Here is a 13,740-nt window from a genome sequence, read left to right as displayed (position 1 = left end):
TGAAAGTGATCAAGTGACTGCAGATGTGATCTCGGATGGCGGGCTCGTGCTGCCCGCTCCCGGCCGCCGCCGCCCGGACGGCCCGCGACCGGGACTCCCCGTGCCGCGCAACCGCCGTTCTCCCGCGTGCCGTTGTGGTCCAAGTGGGTGTCAGCCGACCCGCAGGCCCAACGCCAGGGTCAGTTCGAGGACCCGGTCCGGTGACGCAAGATCCGGGAACAGCTCCCGCAGCTGCGACATCCGGTACCGGACCGTCTGAGGATGGACGAACAGCACCGCCGCCACCTCGTCCCGCCTGCCCTGGTGCAGCAGCCACGCCCGCAGCGTCTCCTCCAACCGCCGTGCGGTCGCGGCGGGCAGGGGCCGCAACGGCGCGAGGGCCCGGGCACGTAGGTCCGCGAACGCGTCCGCGTCGGCGCTCAGCACCAGTTCGGGCAGGTGGTCCTCGGTGTCGCGGATGTCGGCGGAGAGGGAGCGCGCGCGCACGGCTCGGGCGTACGAGGCGGACGCACGGATCCAGGGCCGGGCCGGGCCGACCACGGCGGTGCGGTCGGCCAACTGCCGCAGGAGGTGCGACCGGTCGGCGTCGGGGACGAGCAGCACTCCGGTGGCATCGGGCAGATCGTCGAGGACGAGGGTGCCCGGGTCGAGCGTGCGGTAGGCGGGCCGGGCCTGTGCGGCGGGCAGCAGGACCGCGGTCAGCGAACCCGGAGGCTGCCACCCGGCCCGTTGAACGGCGGCCAGCAGCACGTCCGGGCTCGCGCCGGCGAGGAGGTCGCGGGCCAGGTGTTCCAGGTGGCGCTCCTGGGCCCGGCCCCGGGCGGCCAGTTCGTCGGCGTGGCCCGCGGCGCTCGCGGCGGAGAGCTCGTCGATGTAGGCGAAGGTCAGTTCGGCGAACTTGGCGACCTCGGCGGCGGGCAGACCCGCGGGTACGGCACCCGCCGCCAGGCACCGCCAGGCCACCCGGGCGCCGACGCGGTAGGCGCTGAGCAGGGCGTCCATCGAACGGCCGTCGCGCACCTCGCCGCGGCCCAGCTCGTAGGCCGCGTCACCGGCGTCGCCGCCCGTGGCGTTCCCGCTCGCGAGGTCCAGGTAGTGCCCCAGGGCGGTGCGGACGGCCCGGCGGATGGTGCCGCCCATGCGGCCCGAGAGGGCGTTGGCGTACGGAGGGACCTCGTCGATGATCGCCTGGACGACCTCGTCGGCGGTGGCCGTCAGCGCGGCCCGGAGCGCGGCGACCGTCGTCCCGTCCAGGGCCAGCTCGCTGGCCCTCCGGATGGCATGGCTCATGTTCTTGTTCCCTACGAACAATTCTACCGGCCAGATTTACGTCCTGCGGTCAGGACTTTACGCCTCGGGCGCAGCAAGCTGGAGTCATGACGAGTGCAGCCCTCCGCAGCAGGGCCTGGAAACTGCTGGAGATGGTCACGACGCCCCTGCTGCCGTCGGACTACCTCGACCTGGTCAGCCCGCTGCGGGCGGGCGCCGACCTGCGGGGGCGCATCGAGGCCGTGCACCCCGAGACGGGTGACGCCGCGACCGTCGTGATCAGGCCGGGCCGGGGCTGGCGCGGCCACACGGCCGGTCAGTACGTGCGGATCGGGGTCGACGTCGACGGGAGGCGCCTGTGGCGGGCCTACTCCGTCACCTCACCGACGAACCGCCGGGACGGCCGCATCACGATCACCGTGAAGGCGATCCCGGACGGCAAGGTCAGCAACCACCTGGTCCGCGGGGTGGCACCGGGCACGCTGGTCCAGCTCGACCAGCCGACCGGTGACTTCGTCCTGCCGCCCACCAGGCCCGCCAAGGTGCTCTACCTGACGGCCGGCAGCGGCATCACGCCCGTGATGGGCATGCTGCGCGACATCGAGCTGGACGACGTCGTCATGGTCCACTGCGCGCCGCGGCCGCAGGACGTGATCTTCCGCGACGAACTGCACGGCCTGGTCGCGGACGGGAAGCTGCGCCTCACCGAGGTGCACACCGCCACGGACGGCACACTCGACATCGCCCGTCTCGGTGAGCTCGTGCCCGACTGGGCCGAGCGCGAGACCTGGGCCTGCGGCCCCGCGGGCCTGCTCGACGCCGCGGAACGGCACTGGAGCGAGCAGGGCGTCCGGGAGCGCCTGCACACCGAACGCTTCCGCCCCCGCATCGCCCTCGACGGCGACGGCGGCGGCGGCAACGGTGGCGGTGGCGGTGGCGAGGTCACGTTCAGCACCACCGGCAGGACCGTCGAGGCGGACGGCGCCACGCCGCTGCTGGACGTCGGCGAGGAGGCCGGTGTGCTCATGCCCTCCGGGTGCCGCATGGGCATCTGCTTCGGCTGCGTCACGCCGCTCAAGGCGGGCGCCGTCCGCGACCTGCGCACCGGCGAGATCACCGAGGCCGAACCGGGCGTCCTCATCCAGACCTGCGTGTCCGCCGCGGCGGGCCCCTGCGACATCGAACGGTAGACGCACCTTGACCGCCATCGACCCCACCGCCCACCTGACGGCGGAGCAGATCGAGGAGCTCGGCCGCGAGCTGGACGCGATCCGCGACGAGGTGATCGCCGACCGCGGCGAGAAGGACGCCGCCTACATCCGCAAGGTCATCTCGACGCAGCGCAAGCTCGAACTGGCCAGCAGGGGCGTGCTGCTGTTCTCGATCTTCCCGCCAGCGTGGGTGCTGGGCACCGCCGGCCTGTCGGTGGCGAAGATCATGGACAACATGGAGATCGGCCACAACGTCCTGCACGGCCAGTGGGACTGGATGCGGGACCCGAAGATCCACTCCACCACCTGGGAGTGGGACCACGTCTCGCCGTCCGACCAGTGGAAGCACTCGCACAACGAGCTGCACCACACGTACACCAACGTGATCGGCAAGGACAACGACCTCGGCTACGGCATCATGCGCGTCGACGAGGACCAGAAGTGGCACCCGTTCCACCTCGGCCAGCCGCTGTGGAACCTCGTCAACGCCTGCTTCTTCGAGTACGGCATCGCGGCGTACGACCTGGAGCTCGGCAAGAACCTGCGCAAGGACCGCCGCAGGAACCCGGAGTTCCGCGCGCGGGCCAGGGCCGTGGGCCGCAAGATCCGCAAGCAGGTGCTCAAGGACTACGTGATCCACCCGCTGCTGTCGGGCCCGTCGTTCCTCACCACGCTCGCCGCCACGTTCACCGCGAACCTGGTCCGCAACATCTGGACCCACTCGGTGATCATGTGCGGGCACTTCCCCGAGGGCGTACAGGTCTTCGAGCGGCAGTCGATCAACGGCGAGACGCGCGGCCAGTGGTACCTGCGCCAGATGATGGGCTCGGCGAACATCAGCGGCAGCAGGGCCATGCACTTCATGAGCGGCAACCTGTCCCACCAGATCGAGCACCACCTGTTCCCCGACCTGCCGAGCAACCGGTACGCCGAGGTCGCGGTGAAGGTGCGCGCCCTGTTCGAGAAGTACGAGCTGGAGTACGTCACCGGGCCGCTGCCCAAGCAGGTGTTCTCCGCGTGGCACAAGGTCTTCCGGCTCTCGCTGCCGAACCGGAAGCCCAAGGCCAGGACGCCGGACCGCGGGAAGGAACTCGTCACGGCCTGATCCCGGTACCGGTTCCCCGGATTCGGTCTCCCGGGCTCTGTTCCCCGGATTCGTCTCCCGGGCTCGGTGCCCCGGACTCGGTACCCCGGGTGACGACATCCCGTGGCGGGGTCAGCGTGCCGCGTTCACGGGCGCCGAAAGCGCAGGGTGGGGCAGTAGCGCTCGCCGCCTTCGAAAACGACGGTCGGCCCGGGGGCGATCTCCGTGAAGCCCGCGTCCCGGACCACCGGCAGTTCGCTGCGGACCAGTTCCTCCCACGCCCCCGGCTCCGCCGTGCGGACGGCGAGCGCGAAGCCCGACTCCGCCCACTCCTTGCGCTGCGCCTCGTCCAGCCGCCACCAGGCGAGCTGCGCCGCGTGGCCGGTCTGGGCCATGGTCTTGCCCGCGCTCATCTCCAGCTCCGGGTTGACCCACAGCACCGGCAGCCCCGGCGCGGGCGCGCCGACCTCGGCGGTCTCCTCCAGCTCCGTACCGGAGACCTGCAACTTCGCGAGGTCCTTCGGCCAGCCGTCCAGCGGGACCGGCGGGAACACCCGCACCTCGGCCTCCCGCCCCCGCACCGTGATGCCGGGCAGCTCCCCGGCCCGGCGCCACTCCCCGCCCCGGGCCCGCCGGACCACCTTGCGGATCCGGGCGTCCTCCCAGGCCGCGACCCGCTCCGCCCACTCCCCGTCCACCTCGGTCACCCGGGGGTCGGCGAGCAGGGTCAGCACCGCCCGCGCCGAGGTCTCCAGCGCGTCCGTGCGCCCGGGCGGCGTGGCCTTCTCCAGTCGGACCAGCAGCGGCAGCACGTACTGCGGCCGCGCGTCGCGGTCCTCGGGGTCGGGAGCGTCGCCGGGGGCGGGAGCGGGGGCCGGGTCATCGAACGGAGAAGTCACCCGTCCAGCATGCCAGCCCCGCCACCACCGCCCCGGCCCGCCCCCGTGCCCGCGGAGCGCGCCCCGAGCCGGCCGGCCGACCGGCCGGATTCAGCGCAGTCGCTGCCGCAGTTCGTCCACCGCCGTCCGGATCCCGGCGCTGTAGGCGTCCTCCGGCAGGGCGTCCAGGCTCCGGACCGCCCGTTCCAGCTGTTCGCGCGCGAGGTCGGGCTCCCCGAGCTTGAGGTGGTCGGAGGCCAGGTTGAGGTGCAGCGACGGATAGAAGGCCCGTACCTGGAGCGCGGAGTCGTAGGTCCGGGCGCGCTCGGCGGTCAGCGAGTCGGCGGCCGCGAGGGCCCGCCGGTCCCACTCCAGTTCGGCCCGGGGGTCGTCCTGGAGGTCGGCCAGATAGTGCGCCAGGACGCAGCGGTGGAAGACGTCCCGCTCGCCCAGTTCCTCCCAGAGGGCCTCGAAGCTGGCCCGCGCCTCGGCGGTCCGCCCGCGCTGCGCCGCCCGCACGCCGTCCAATCCAAGCGCGATCCGGCCGAGCGCGGACTCGTCCGGACCCGACTCCGCCGAGGACGCGCCGCGCACACCGGACACCCCAAACACATCAGACACATCAGACACATCGGACATGCCCGCAGCCTAGGGCCGGTCCGACGCATCCCGCCCGGCAAGGTCCGCCGGACAGGCCCGGCCGCCCGCTCAGCGCCGGTAGCCGCGCTGCGGGTCCCGCTCCTCGGCGTCCTCGTACATCAGGAACCAGCCCTCGGGGTGCGTCGCGGCCAGCAGCAGTTCGGTGCGCTGCTCCGCGCCGAGCTCCGGGTCGCCGTCGTCCGGCCCGAAGACGCCGAACAGTTCGTCGTGGCAGCCGTCCCAGTCGTAGTCGTACAGGTCGGCGGGCAGGTCGCCCATCATGTCGGCCACCGACTCGGGCTGGGAGCCCAGCAGCGTCCGGGCGTCCACCAGGGCCATCCGCAGCGCGATCTCATCGGCGAGGCAGCGCGGCAGCGGCCATTCGCCGAGCGCGAGGTCGTCGGCCAGGTCGTCGAAGGCCCGCGCCATGGTGCGCCGCCAGTTCCGGTGGAGCCGCCAAGTGCGCTGCGGCAGCCGGGCGAAGACCGTCCAGTCGACGTCCTCGCCGTCGACCACCGGGTCGTCCCCGTGCTCGTCGAGGTCGTCGTAGGCGGCATCGGCCAGGCCGAGCAGCTGGGCGTGCAGCAGGCAGGCGGTGCGCGGGGTGAGGGTCCAGTCGGCGCCCGCGCCGCCCTCCTCGTCCTCGCCGTCCAGCGGGAACAGTTCGGCGAAGTCCGGGGTGAAGTCCTCGGTGACGCTGATCTCCAGCGTGCCGCCGATCGCCTCGACCCCGGGAATGGCGGCCACCAGCCGGTCCGGGTGGAGCAGCGCGCCGAGCGCCGCGTTGGCGTCCTCGGCCACCTCGCGCAGCAGTTCACGGCGCTGGCCGGCCGGGTCGACGCCGTCGAAGTCCAACTCCTCGACGGCCCTGATCGCGGCCGCGCGCAGCGCCGGCCAGTCATTGATCCGCAGGCCCAGCACCACCGTCGCCTCGATCTCCGGCGCGCCGGAGTACTCTGCCGCGCCCGGCCCCTGCGGATGATCGCTTCGCTCGCCCATGGGGCTACGGTACGGCTTTTCGGCCGCCCGATCACCGGTCCGTACCAGCTTCCGGAGAGCTTCTCGGCCACCGCCCGGCCGCGCCTCTGTCACCCGGACGCACGACACCGGCAGGATGGCCCCCATGGCTGACATCAACGAGTACGGCGGCGGGCAGGGCCCGAACGCCGACGTCATGGTCGTGACCACCAACGACATCCCCGGCTTCCGGGTCGACCACGTGATCGGCGAGGTCTTCGGGCTGACCGTGCGCAGCCGCCACATCGGCAGCCAGATCGGTGCCGGGCTCAAGTCGCTGATCGGCGGCGAGCTGCGGGGTCTGACGAAGACCCTGGTCGAGAGCCGCAACGAGGCGATGCAGCGGCTGATCGAGCAGACCAAGGCGCGCGGCGGCAACGCCGTCCTGATGATGCGCTTCGACGTGACGGAGGCGGCGGACGTCGGCACCGAGGTCTGCGCGTACGGTACCGCCGCGGTGATCTCGCCGATCGGCTGAGGCCCAGCACCTCACCACGGACCTGGCCGCCCCACGCCGCCCCCGCGCTGCGCGGGAACAGCCACCGCCACCCCGATGTTTCACGTGCGTGACTGTTTACGGTGCAACAGGTGCAACAGGGGCGACAGGGGCGACGGACGAAACCGGCGCGCGGCGCGTGGACGTCCTGGTGGTGGGTGCCGGACAGGCCGGACTGTCCGCCGCCTACCACCTCGGCCGCCGCGGCTTCGCCCCCTACCGGGCGGGAGTCGACGGCGGCTTCGTCGTGCTCGACGCCAACCCCGCCCCGGGCGGCGCCTGGGCCCACCGCTCGCCGTCCCTGCGGATGGCCACCGTGCACGGCTTCCACGACCTCCCGGACGCCGAGCTCCCGGCACCCGACCCGGAGGCCCGCGCGCGGGAGGTCGTGCCGGGGTACTTCACGGCGTACGAGAACCGGCACGCGCTCCCGGTCGTGCGCCCGGTCGCGGTGCGCGCCGTACGCGCCGAGTCCGAGCGCCCCGACTCCCGGCTGCTGGTCGAGACCGACCGCGGCACCTGGTCCACCCGCGCGCTGATCAACGCCACCGGCACCTGGACCCGCCCGTTCCTCCCCCACTACCCCGGCCACTTCGCGGGCCGTCAGCTCCACTACGCCGAGTACCGCGGCCCCGAGGAGTTCGCGGGCCGGCGCGTCCTGGTGGTGGGCGGCGGCGCCTCGGCGATCCAGGTGCTGTCCGAGGTGGCCGCGGTCGGCGAGACGGTCTGGGTCACCCGTTCCGAACCCGTCTTCCACGAGGGCCCGTTCACCCCCGAGTACGGGCGCGCGGTGGTCGCCAAGGTCGAGGAGCGGGTCCGCCAGGGCCTGCCGGTGCGCAGCGTGGTGAGCGTGACCGGCCTCGGCCCGTCCGTCGCCTACCGCCGCGCCGAGGAGCTGGGGGCGCTGCACCGCCGCCCGATGTTCGACCGGCTCACCGAGCACGGAGTCGCCTGGGGCGACCAGGAGTTGGCAGTGGACGCGATCGTCTGGGCGACCGGTTTCCGCCCCGAGGTCGGCCACCTCGCCCCGCTCGGCCTGCGCTCCCCCGGCGGCGGCATCGCGCTCACCGGCACCCGCGCCACCGCCGACCCGCGCGTCCACCTGGTCGGCTACGGGCCGTCCGCCAGCACCATCGGCGCCAACCGGGCGGGCCGCGCCGCCGTCAACGACCTGGTCGAGCTGCTCGGGGACCCGACCGGGCGGGCCGGTCGGGTCGGCCTGGACGATCGGGTCGGGGCGGCCGGGGCGGCTGGGGCGGCCGAGCGCGGGACCGTACCCGTCCCCGCCGCCGTCCCCGCCTGACGGCCCGGGTCAGCGGTCGTAGTCGACGGTGACCCGGTCGGTGACCGGCCGGGCCTGGCAGGTGAGGACGTAGCCGGCCGCCAGTTCCTTCTCCTCCAGCGCGAAGTTGCGGCGCATCTCCACCTCTCCCTCGGTGACCAGGGCCCGGCAGGTGCCGCACACCCCGCCCTTGCAGGCGAAGGGCAGGTCGGGGCGGGAGCGCTGGGCTCCGTCCAGGATCGAGCGGTCGCGCGGGAGGGTGAGGGTGCTGCCGCGGCCGTCGAGGACGACGGTGACCTCGCTGCGCTCGCCGGCCTCGGCCCCGGCCGCGCCGTCGGGGCCGTCCAGGTCCTCGTCCCGCTCGGCGAGCGGCTCGTCCTCGGCGTGGAACAGTTCTTGGTGCACCCGCTCCCCGGGCACGGCCAGGTCGGCGAGCAGTTCCTTCGCCCCGGTGACCATGCCGAACGGCCCGCACAGCCACCAGTGCCCGACGGCGTCGACGTCCACCAGCGCCGCCAGCAGCGCCCGGACCCGCTCCGGGTCCAGCCGGCCGCTGAGCAGTTCGGCGTCCCTGGTCTCCCGGGAGAGCACGTGGACCAGCTGGAACCGGCCGAGGTAGCGGTCCTTGAGGTCGGCCAGCTCGTCCGCGAACATCACGGTGTCGCTGCGCCGGTTGCCGTAGAGCAGGGTGACGGTGGAACGGCGGTCGGCGGCCAGCACGGAGGCGGCGATCGACAGCATCGGGGTGATGCCGGAACCCGCCGCGAGCAGCACGTGATCGGCGGGGACGCCGAGTTCGGGGGAGAACAGGCCGGACGGGGTCAGCACCTCGACCTCCTCGCCGGGCCGGGCCTCGCGCACCAGCCAGCGCGAGAACAGCCCGCCGGGCACCTCGCGGACGGCGATCCGCAGCGGGCCGCCGACGGGCGCGCAGATCGAGTACGAGCGGCGCTCGTCGGTGCCGTCCACCAGCTTGCGCAGGGTCAGGGTCTGGCCGGGGCGGAACGCGAACTCGTCCGCAAGGGCGTCCGGCACCGCGAAGGTCACCGCCACGGCGTCCTCGCAGAGCCGCTCCACCCGCTCGATCCGCAGCCGGTGGAAGCTCGGCCGACGGGCCGGGCGGACGGGGTCCGTCACAGGGGTCGCGGCGGGCATTCAGATCTCCTTGACGCGTTCGAACGGCTCGCGGCAGGCGCGGCAGCGCCAGAGCGCCTTGCAGGCGGTGGAGCCGAAGCGGGACAGCTCCTCCGTGTCGGCGCCCCCGCAGTGCGGGCAGGGCACGGGGGCCGCGGCGCCCGTGCGGGTGGCGCCGAGGGTGAGCGGGACCGGCCCGGGGCCGGACATGAGGGCCGAGGTCGGGCGCGGCGGGGCGATGCCCGCCTCGGCGAGCTTGCGGCGGCCCTCGGCGGTGATCAGGTCGGTGGACCACGGCGGGTCCAGCCGCAGCCGCACCCGGACGTCCGGGTACCCGGCGGAGCGCAGCCGGCGGTCGACGTCGGCGGCCATCTCGGCGACGGCCGGGCAGCCCGAGTAGGTCGGCGTCAGCCAGGCCGTCACCGTACCGCTGCCGTCGTCCACCTCGACCCCGGCGAGCACGCCCAGGTCGGCCAGGGTGAGCATGGGCAGCTCCGGGTCCGGGACGGCCGCGGCCACCGACCAGGCCCTCTCGCGGACGGTGTCCGCGGTGCCCGTCACCACGTCGCCCCCGGGTGGGCGCGCGCCACCACCTGCAGCTCGGCGAGCAGCGGGCCGAGCGCCTCGGTGTGCACCCCGTCGCGGCCGGCCCGGCCCAGGACGGTGGCCAGCGGCGGGAGGTCCGGCACGGTCAGTCCGGCCTCGGCGAGGACGGCGGCGAGCTCGCGCAGCACCGGTTCGCGCAGACCGGCCGGGTCGACCCCGGCCCGCAGCTCCACGGGGTGCGCGGTGAACAGCTCCTCCAGCAGCGGCCAGACGGCGTCCAGCCCGGCCTGCATCCGCTCCGCCGAGTACGGCGTGCCGTCGCCGAGGCGCAGCGTCCAGGCCGTGGCGTACTCGCGGTGGTACGCGAGTTCCTTGACGCCCCGGGCCGCGACCGCGGCCAGCACCGGGTCCGGGTGGGCGCTCAGCGCCTCGTACAGCGCGCCGCGGGCGGTGGCGAACAGCAGCAGCCGGGCGATCGAGTGCGCGAAGTCGCCGTTCGGGGTCTCCACCAGGCGGACGTTGCGGAACTCGTGGTCCTCCCGCCAGTAGGCCAGGTCGTCCTCGGTGCGGCCGGAGCCGTCCGCCTGGCCGGCCCGGGTGAGCAGCAGCCGGGCCTGGCCGAGCAGGTCCAGGCCCAGGTTGGCGAGCGCGACCTCCTCCTCCAGCTCGGGCGCCCGGGTGCACCACTCGATCAGCCGCTGGGAGAGCACCAGGGCGTCGTCGCCGAGCATCTGGCAGTAGGCGGCGAGGTCGGCACCGGCCATGCCGGCGGGCAGGGCGGTGTCCACGCCGAGCAGCGGGTCGGTGAAGCCCGTCCCGTACGCCCAGCGGCCCTCGCCCTCGGGGCCGGGGGTGGCCCCGGCGAGGCTGAGGTAGACGTGGTCGTCCTCGGTGGCGGACGTGGTGTGGTCGTGCACGGTGGCTCCCCCGTCAGATGTGCGGGACATCCTCGGGGATGTCGTAGAAGGTCGGGTGGCGGTAGACCTTGTCGCCGCTGGGCTCGAAGAACGGGTCGCGCTCGTCCGGGGTGGAGGCGGTGATCGCGTCCGAGCGGACGACCCAGAGGCTGACGCCCTCGTTGCGGCGGGTGTACAGGTCGCGGGCGGCGAGCAGCGCCATCCGGTCGTCGGCGGCGTGCAGCGAGCCGACGTGGACGTGGTTCAGGCCGCGCCGGGGGCGCACGAACACCTCGTACAGCGGCCAGCCGGCCTTGGGGCCTGCCTCGGACTCGGTCACTTCTCGTTCTCCTGTTCGGGGGTGGGCCGCTCGGCGGCCGCGGCGTGTCCGGCATCGACGGCGTGTCCGGCGTCGGCGGCGCGCTTGGCGGCGTAGGCGACGGCCGCCTCGCGCACCCAGGCGCCCTCCTCGTGCGCGGCCCGGCGGCGGTCGACCCGCTGGGCGTTGCACGGGCCCTGCCCACGGATGACCCTGGTCAGCTCGGACCAGTCCGGCTCGCCGAAGTCCCAGCCGCCGCGCTCCTCGTTCCGGCGCAGCTCGGGGTCGGGGAGGGTGACGCCCAGGTGCTCGGCCTGCGGGACGGTCATGTCGACGAAGCGCTGCCGGAGCTCGTCGTTGGTGTGGCGCTTGATCCGCCAGGCCATCGAGCGGGCGGTGTTCGGCGAGTCGGCGTCCGGCGGGCCGAACATCATCAGCGACGGCCACCACCAGCGGTCGACCGCGTCCTGGACCATCCGGCGCTGGCCCTCGGTACCGCGCATCAGGGTCATCAGGAGCTCGTAGCCCTGGCGCTGGTGGAAGGACTCCTCCTTGCAGACCCGCACCATCGCGCGGGCGTACGGACCGTAGCTGCAGCGGCAGAGCGGGACCTGGTTGCAGATCGCGGCGCCGTCCACCAGCCAGCCGATCACGCCGACGTCGGCGAAGGTGAGGGTGGGGTAGTTGAAGATCGAGGAGTACTTCTGGCGGCCGCTGATCAGCTTCTCGGTGAGCTCGGCACGGTCGACTCCGAGGGTCTCGGCGGCGGCGTAGAGGTAGAGGCCGTGGCCCGCCTCGTCCTGGGCCTTGGCGAGCAGGATCGCCTTGCGGCGCAGCGAGGGGGCCCGGGTGAGCCAGTTGCCCTCGGGCTGCATGCCGATGATCTCGGAGTGGGCGTGCTGGGCGATCTGGCGGATCAGGGTGGCCCGGTAGGCGTCGGGCATCCAGTCCCGGGGCTCGATCCGCTGCTCGGCGGCGATCACCGCGTCGAACCGGTCCTCCGGCGTCTGCGCGGGGACCGCCTCTTCCACCTCTGTTGTCACCACGGTCCCCTCTCGTGTTCCTGCTCCGGCTTCCCGGCTCCCTGGCCTGGACGGCGGGGAGCCAACCGACTGACCGTTCGGTCGGTACCATTCTGCGCGGCGGGACGGAGAGATGGCAAGGGACGCCGACGAATGGGCGGGCGCGAGGGGCAGGGAGCGAGGGGCAGGCCGAGGGGCGGCGAACAGAAAACAGACAACAGATAACAGCTGACAGAATCTGAAATCTGTCAGCTGTTATCTGTTCGCTGTTACCTGTCAGCCGTCAGCCGTCAGCCACCGAGGGTCACCCCTCCGCGCGGTCCCGCAGTCGCGGCAGCGGCACCGCGAGCAGCGCCGCCAGCAGGGCGATCCGCGGCGCGAGCTGGTCCAGCTTGATGTACTCGTGCCGGGCGTGGGCGCCGGCGCCGACCGCGCCGAACCCGTCCAGCGTCGGCAGACCGCGCGAGCCGGGCAGGTTGGTGTCCCCGGCACCGCCGGCCGGGGCGCCGTCGAGCTGCTGCCCGAGCACCGCGGCGAGCGAACGCACGTGCCTGAGCAGTGGGTTACCGGTGCGCTCGGGCCAGGCCGGCCGGCTGGACAGCACCTCCGTCCGCACCCGCGCGCCCGGCCGCAACGCGGTCAGCCGCGCGAGGTTGTCGAGCGTGCGGCGCTGCGCCTCGGTGGTGGAGAAGCGCAGGCCGAGCTCCGCCTCGGCCCGTCCGGCGACCACGTTCGCCCGTGAACCCCCGCTGATCCGACCGGTGTTGAGCTCCGTACCGGGCTGGCCCGCGAGGTCGCGGACGAGCACCAGCTGGTCGACCAGCTCGTCCACCGCCGACACCCCGTCGTGGGCGTCGTTGCCCGCGTGGGCCTCCCGGCCGGTGACGGTGAGCCGCACCCGGGTACTGCCGCGCCGCGCGGTCTTCAACCGGCCGTCCGGATGCGGCGGCTCCAGTCCCAGGACGGCCGCCGCGCCCCGCAGTTGGCGCTCGACCAGGCCACGCCCGTCCGGACTGCCGACCTCCTCGTCGGACACCACGACCAGCCGTACGGTGCGGTGCGGCCGCTGCCCCAGGTCGGCGAGCAGCGCCAAGGCGCCCTCCAGGACGGCGAGTCCGCCCTTCATGTCGACCACCCCGGGCCCGGTGAGCCGCCCGTCCTGCTCGGTCACCGGCCAGTCCGCCAGGGTGCCGGCGGGCCAGACGGTGTCGTGGTGCCCCACGATCAGCAGGTGGGGCAGGGTCTCGTCCCGCCCCTCCCACTCCAGCACCAGGTGGTCACCGGCCGGTCCGGGTTCACGGCGGGCGGTTGCCCCGGTGGCCCGGAATCCGGACTCCAACTCCTCGGCGAGCGCGTCGAGTCGGGGCGCGTCACCACTCGGCGATTCGATCCGGGCCAGGTCCGCGCACCGCCGCCGGACGGCGCCGGCGAGGGTACGGGCCCGGGTGCTGAGCGCCTGCGGCAGTCCGGGCAGCGCAGCGGTGATGCTCGTCGCAGCGGCACCGGCGGCGACAGCGGCAACAGCGCCGGCGGATCCGACCGCCACCGCACTGGACTTCGCCATCACACCGGACTTCGCCGTGGCATCGACCTTCACCGCGGCCACCGACGCGGCCGTAGCACCGGGCCTGACCGCGGCACCGGTCGTGGACGTCGCGACCGGCGGGCTCTCGACAGCGGAACCGACGGTGGACGAACCAACGGTGGACGAACCGACCTTGGCGGAACCGCCCAGGGCGACCAGGGCCTCACCGTCGGCCGCGGCGGGAACGGTCACGGGTACGCGGTCGGGTTCCGCGGCGCTGCCCGGTGCGGCCGGCGACCCGACGATCTGGGGACTCAACGCTCGCCTCCGCGGCCGCAGCCGGTATTCAGCGGCCGCACCGGCCGACCGCCCCCGCCCGGGTGCCAGGCCCGGCCGGACCGCGCCGGTCGGCCGGGGGGCCG

14 protein-coding genes are annotated in these 13,740 nt (G+C 73.9%); 4 read left to right on the top strand and 10 right to left on the bottom strand.

The features are described 5' to 3' along the window. Positions 1–150 precede the first annotated feature (150 nt). Positions 151–1,290, bottom strand: a complete 1,140-nt coding sequence (locus ACFWXO_RS00415; RefSeq protein ID WP_375890603.1) for a PucR family transcriptional regulator — start codon at positions 1,288–1,290, stop codon at positions 151–153. Positions 1,291–1,376: 86 nt separating this feature from the next. On the opposite strand from ACFWXO_RS00415, the gene ACFWXO_RS00410 reads away from it, so the two are divergent. Beyond that, positions 1,377–2,459 carry a ferredoxin reductase gene (locus ACFWXO_RS00410; RefSeq protein ID WP_380520967.1) on the top strand — a complete coding sequence of 361 codons (1,083 nt, stop codon included), beginning with the start codon at positions 1,377–1,379 and terminating at the stop codon, positions 2,457–2,459. Between the two features lie 7 nt (positions 2,460–2,466). Next, entirely contained in the window at positions 2,467–3,585 is a 1,119-nt protein-coding gene (locus ACFWXO_RS00405; RefSeq protein ID WP_375890607.1) for a fatty acid desaturase family protein, read from the top strand. 125 nt (positions 3,586–3,710) lie between these two features. On the opposite strand, the gene ACFWXO_RS00400 is transcribed toward ACFWXO_RS00405, so the two are convergent. The 3 genes from ACFWXO_RS00400 to ACFWXO_RS00390 all read right to left on the bottom strand — a co-directional run bounded on the left by ACFWXO_RS00400 (position 3,711) and on the right by ACFWXO_RS00390 (position 6,080). Continuing rightward, positions 3,711–4,463 (bottom strand): peptidyl-tRNA hydrolase, encoded by a 753-nt coding sequence (locus ACFWXO_RS00400; protein WP_380520964.1) that lies wholly within the window; start codon positions 4,461–4,463, stop codon positions 3,711–3,713. Between the two features lie 90 nt (positions 4,464–4,553). Next, complete coding sequence (locus ACFWXO_RS00395; RefSeq protein WP_380520962.1) at positions 4,554–5,063, bottom strand: hypothetical protein; 510 nt, start codon at positions 5,061–5,063, stop codon at positions 4,554–4,556. An 87-nt stretch (positions 5,064–5,150) separates the two neighbouring features. Beyond that, entirely contained in the window at positions 5,151–6,080 is a 930-nt protein-coding gene (locus ACFWXO_RS00390; RefSeq protein ID WP_380520961.1) for a hypothetical protein, read from the bottom strand. A gap of 124 nt (positions 6,081–6,204) precedes the next feature. Between ACFWXO_RS00390 and ACFWXO_RS00385 the strand changes: the two genes are divergently transcribed. Together ACFWXO_RS00385 and ACFWXO_RS00380 are read left to right on the top strand one after the other, a co-directional pair. After that, the gene (locus ACFWXO_RS00385; RefSeq protein ID WP_375890615.1) at positions 6,205–6,576 is read left to right on the top strand and encodes a YbjQ family protein; all 372 of its coding nucleotides are present in this window, start codon (positions 6,205–6,207) and stop codon (positions 6,574–6,576) included. Between the two features lie 157 nt (positions 6,577–6,733). Further along, positions 6,734–7,897 (top strand): NAD(P)-binding domain-containing protein, encoded by a 1,164-nt coding sequence (locus ACFWXO_RS00380; RefSeq protein ID WP_380520959.1) that lies wholly within the window; start codon positions 6,734–6,736, stop codon positions 7,895–7,897. 9 nt (positions 7,898–7,906) lie between these two features. Here ACFWXO_RS00380 and paaE read toward each other — a convergent pair whose 3' ends face one another. The 6 genes from paaE to ACFWXO_RS00350 form a co-directional block, all read right to left on the bottom strand. Continuing rightward, entirely contained in the window at positions 7,907–9,031 is a 1,125-nt protein-coding gene (gene paaE, locus ACFWXO_RS00375) for a 1,2-phenylacetyl-CoA epoxidase subunit PaaE (protein WP_375890619.1), read from the bottom strand. Next, the gene (gene paaD, locus ACFWXO_RS00370) at positions 9,032–9,574 is read right to left on the bottom strand and encodes a 1,2-phenylacetyl-CoA epoxidase subunit PaaD (RefSeq protein ID WP_380520957.1); all 543 of its coding nucleotides are present in this window, start codon (positions 9,572–9,574) and stop codon (positions 9,032–9,034) included. Further along, on the bottom strand, positions 9,568–10,503 hold the full coding sequence (gene paaC / locus ACFWXO_RS00365; protein ID WP_380520955.1) for a 1,2-phenylacetyl-CoA epoxidase subunit PaaC: 936 nt from the start codon (positions 10,501–10,503) through the stop codon (positions 9,568–9,570). Before paaC ends, paaD begins: the two co-directional genes overlap by 7 nt. Beyond that, positions 10,487–10,792, bottom strand: a complete 306-nt coding sequence (gene paaB, locus ACFWXO_RS00360; RefSeq protein ID WP_375890625.1) for a 1,2-phenylacetyl-CoA epoxidase subunit PaaB — start codon at positions 10,790–10,792, stop codon at positions 10,487–10,489. The genes paaC and paaB overlap by 17 nt, the downstream gene beginning before the upstream one ends. Beyond that, on the bottom strand, positions 10,789–11,817 hold the full coding sequence (gene paaA / locus ACFWXO_RS00355; protein WP_380520952.1) for a 1,2-phenylacetyl-CoA epoxidase subunit PaaA: 1,029 nt from the start codon (positions 11,815–11,817) through the stop codon (positions 10,789–10,791). Before paaA ends, paaB begins: the two co-directional genes overlap by 4 nt. A 280-nt stretch (positions 11,818–12,097) precedes the next feature. Then, positions 12,098–13,570, bottom strand: a complete 1,473-nt coding sequence (locus ACFWXO_RS00350; RefSeq protein WP_380520950.1) for a M20 family metallopeptidase — start codon at positions 13,568–13,570, stop codon at positions 12,098–12,100. Positions 13,571–13,740: the final 170 nt, after the last annotated feature.

The organism is Kitasatospora sp. NPDC059088, from assembly GCF_042738155.1.
Classification (GTDB): Bacteria; Actinomycetota; Actinomycetes; order Streptomycetales; family Streptomycetaceae; genus Kitasatospora.
The sequence above is the reverse complement of the archived record's forward strand: the minus strand, read 5'-3'. Positions and strand labels throughout refer to the sequence as shown.

What these genes read in the sequence shown, in the direction of transcription:
- ACFWXO_RS00415 (WP_375890603.1), bottom strand. Translation starts at nt 1,290, where the DNA reads ATGAGCCATGCCATCCGGAGGGCCAGCGAGCTGGCCCTGGACGGGACG.
- ACFWXO_RS00410 (WP_380520967.1), top strand. Translation starts at nt 1,377, where the DNA reads ATGACGAGTGCAGCCCTCCGCAGCAGGGCCTGGAAACTGCTGGAGATG.
- ACFWXO_RS00390 (WP_380520961.1), bottom strand. Translation starts at nt 6,080, where the DNA reads ATGGGCGAGCGAAGCGATCATCCGCAGGGGCCGGGCGCGGCAGAGTAC.
- ACFWXO_RS00385 (WP_375890615.1), top strand. Translation starts at nt 6,205, where the DNA reads ATGGCTGACATCAACGAGTACGGCGGCGGGCAGGGCCCGAACGCCGAC.
- paaE (WP_375890619.1), bottom strand. Translation starts at nt 9,031, where the DNA reads ATGCCCGCCGCGACCCCTGTGACGGACCCCGTCCGCCCGGCCCGTCGG.
- paaC (WP_380520955.1), bottom strand. Translation starts at nt 10,503, where the DNA reads ATGTCCCGCACATCTGACGGGGGAGCCACCGTGCACGACCACACCACG.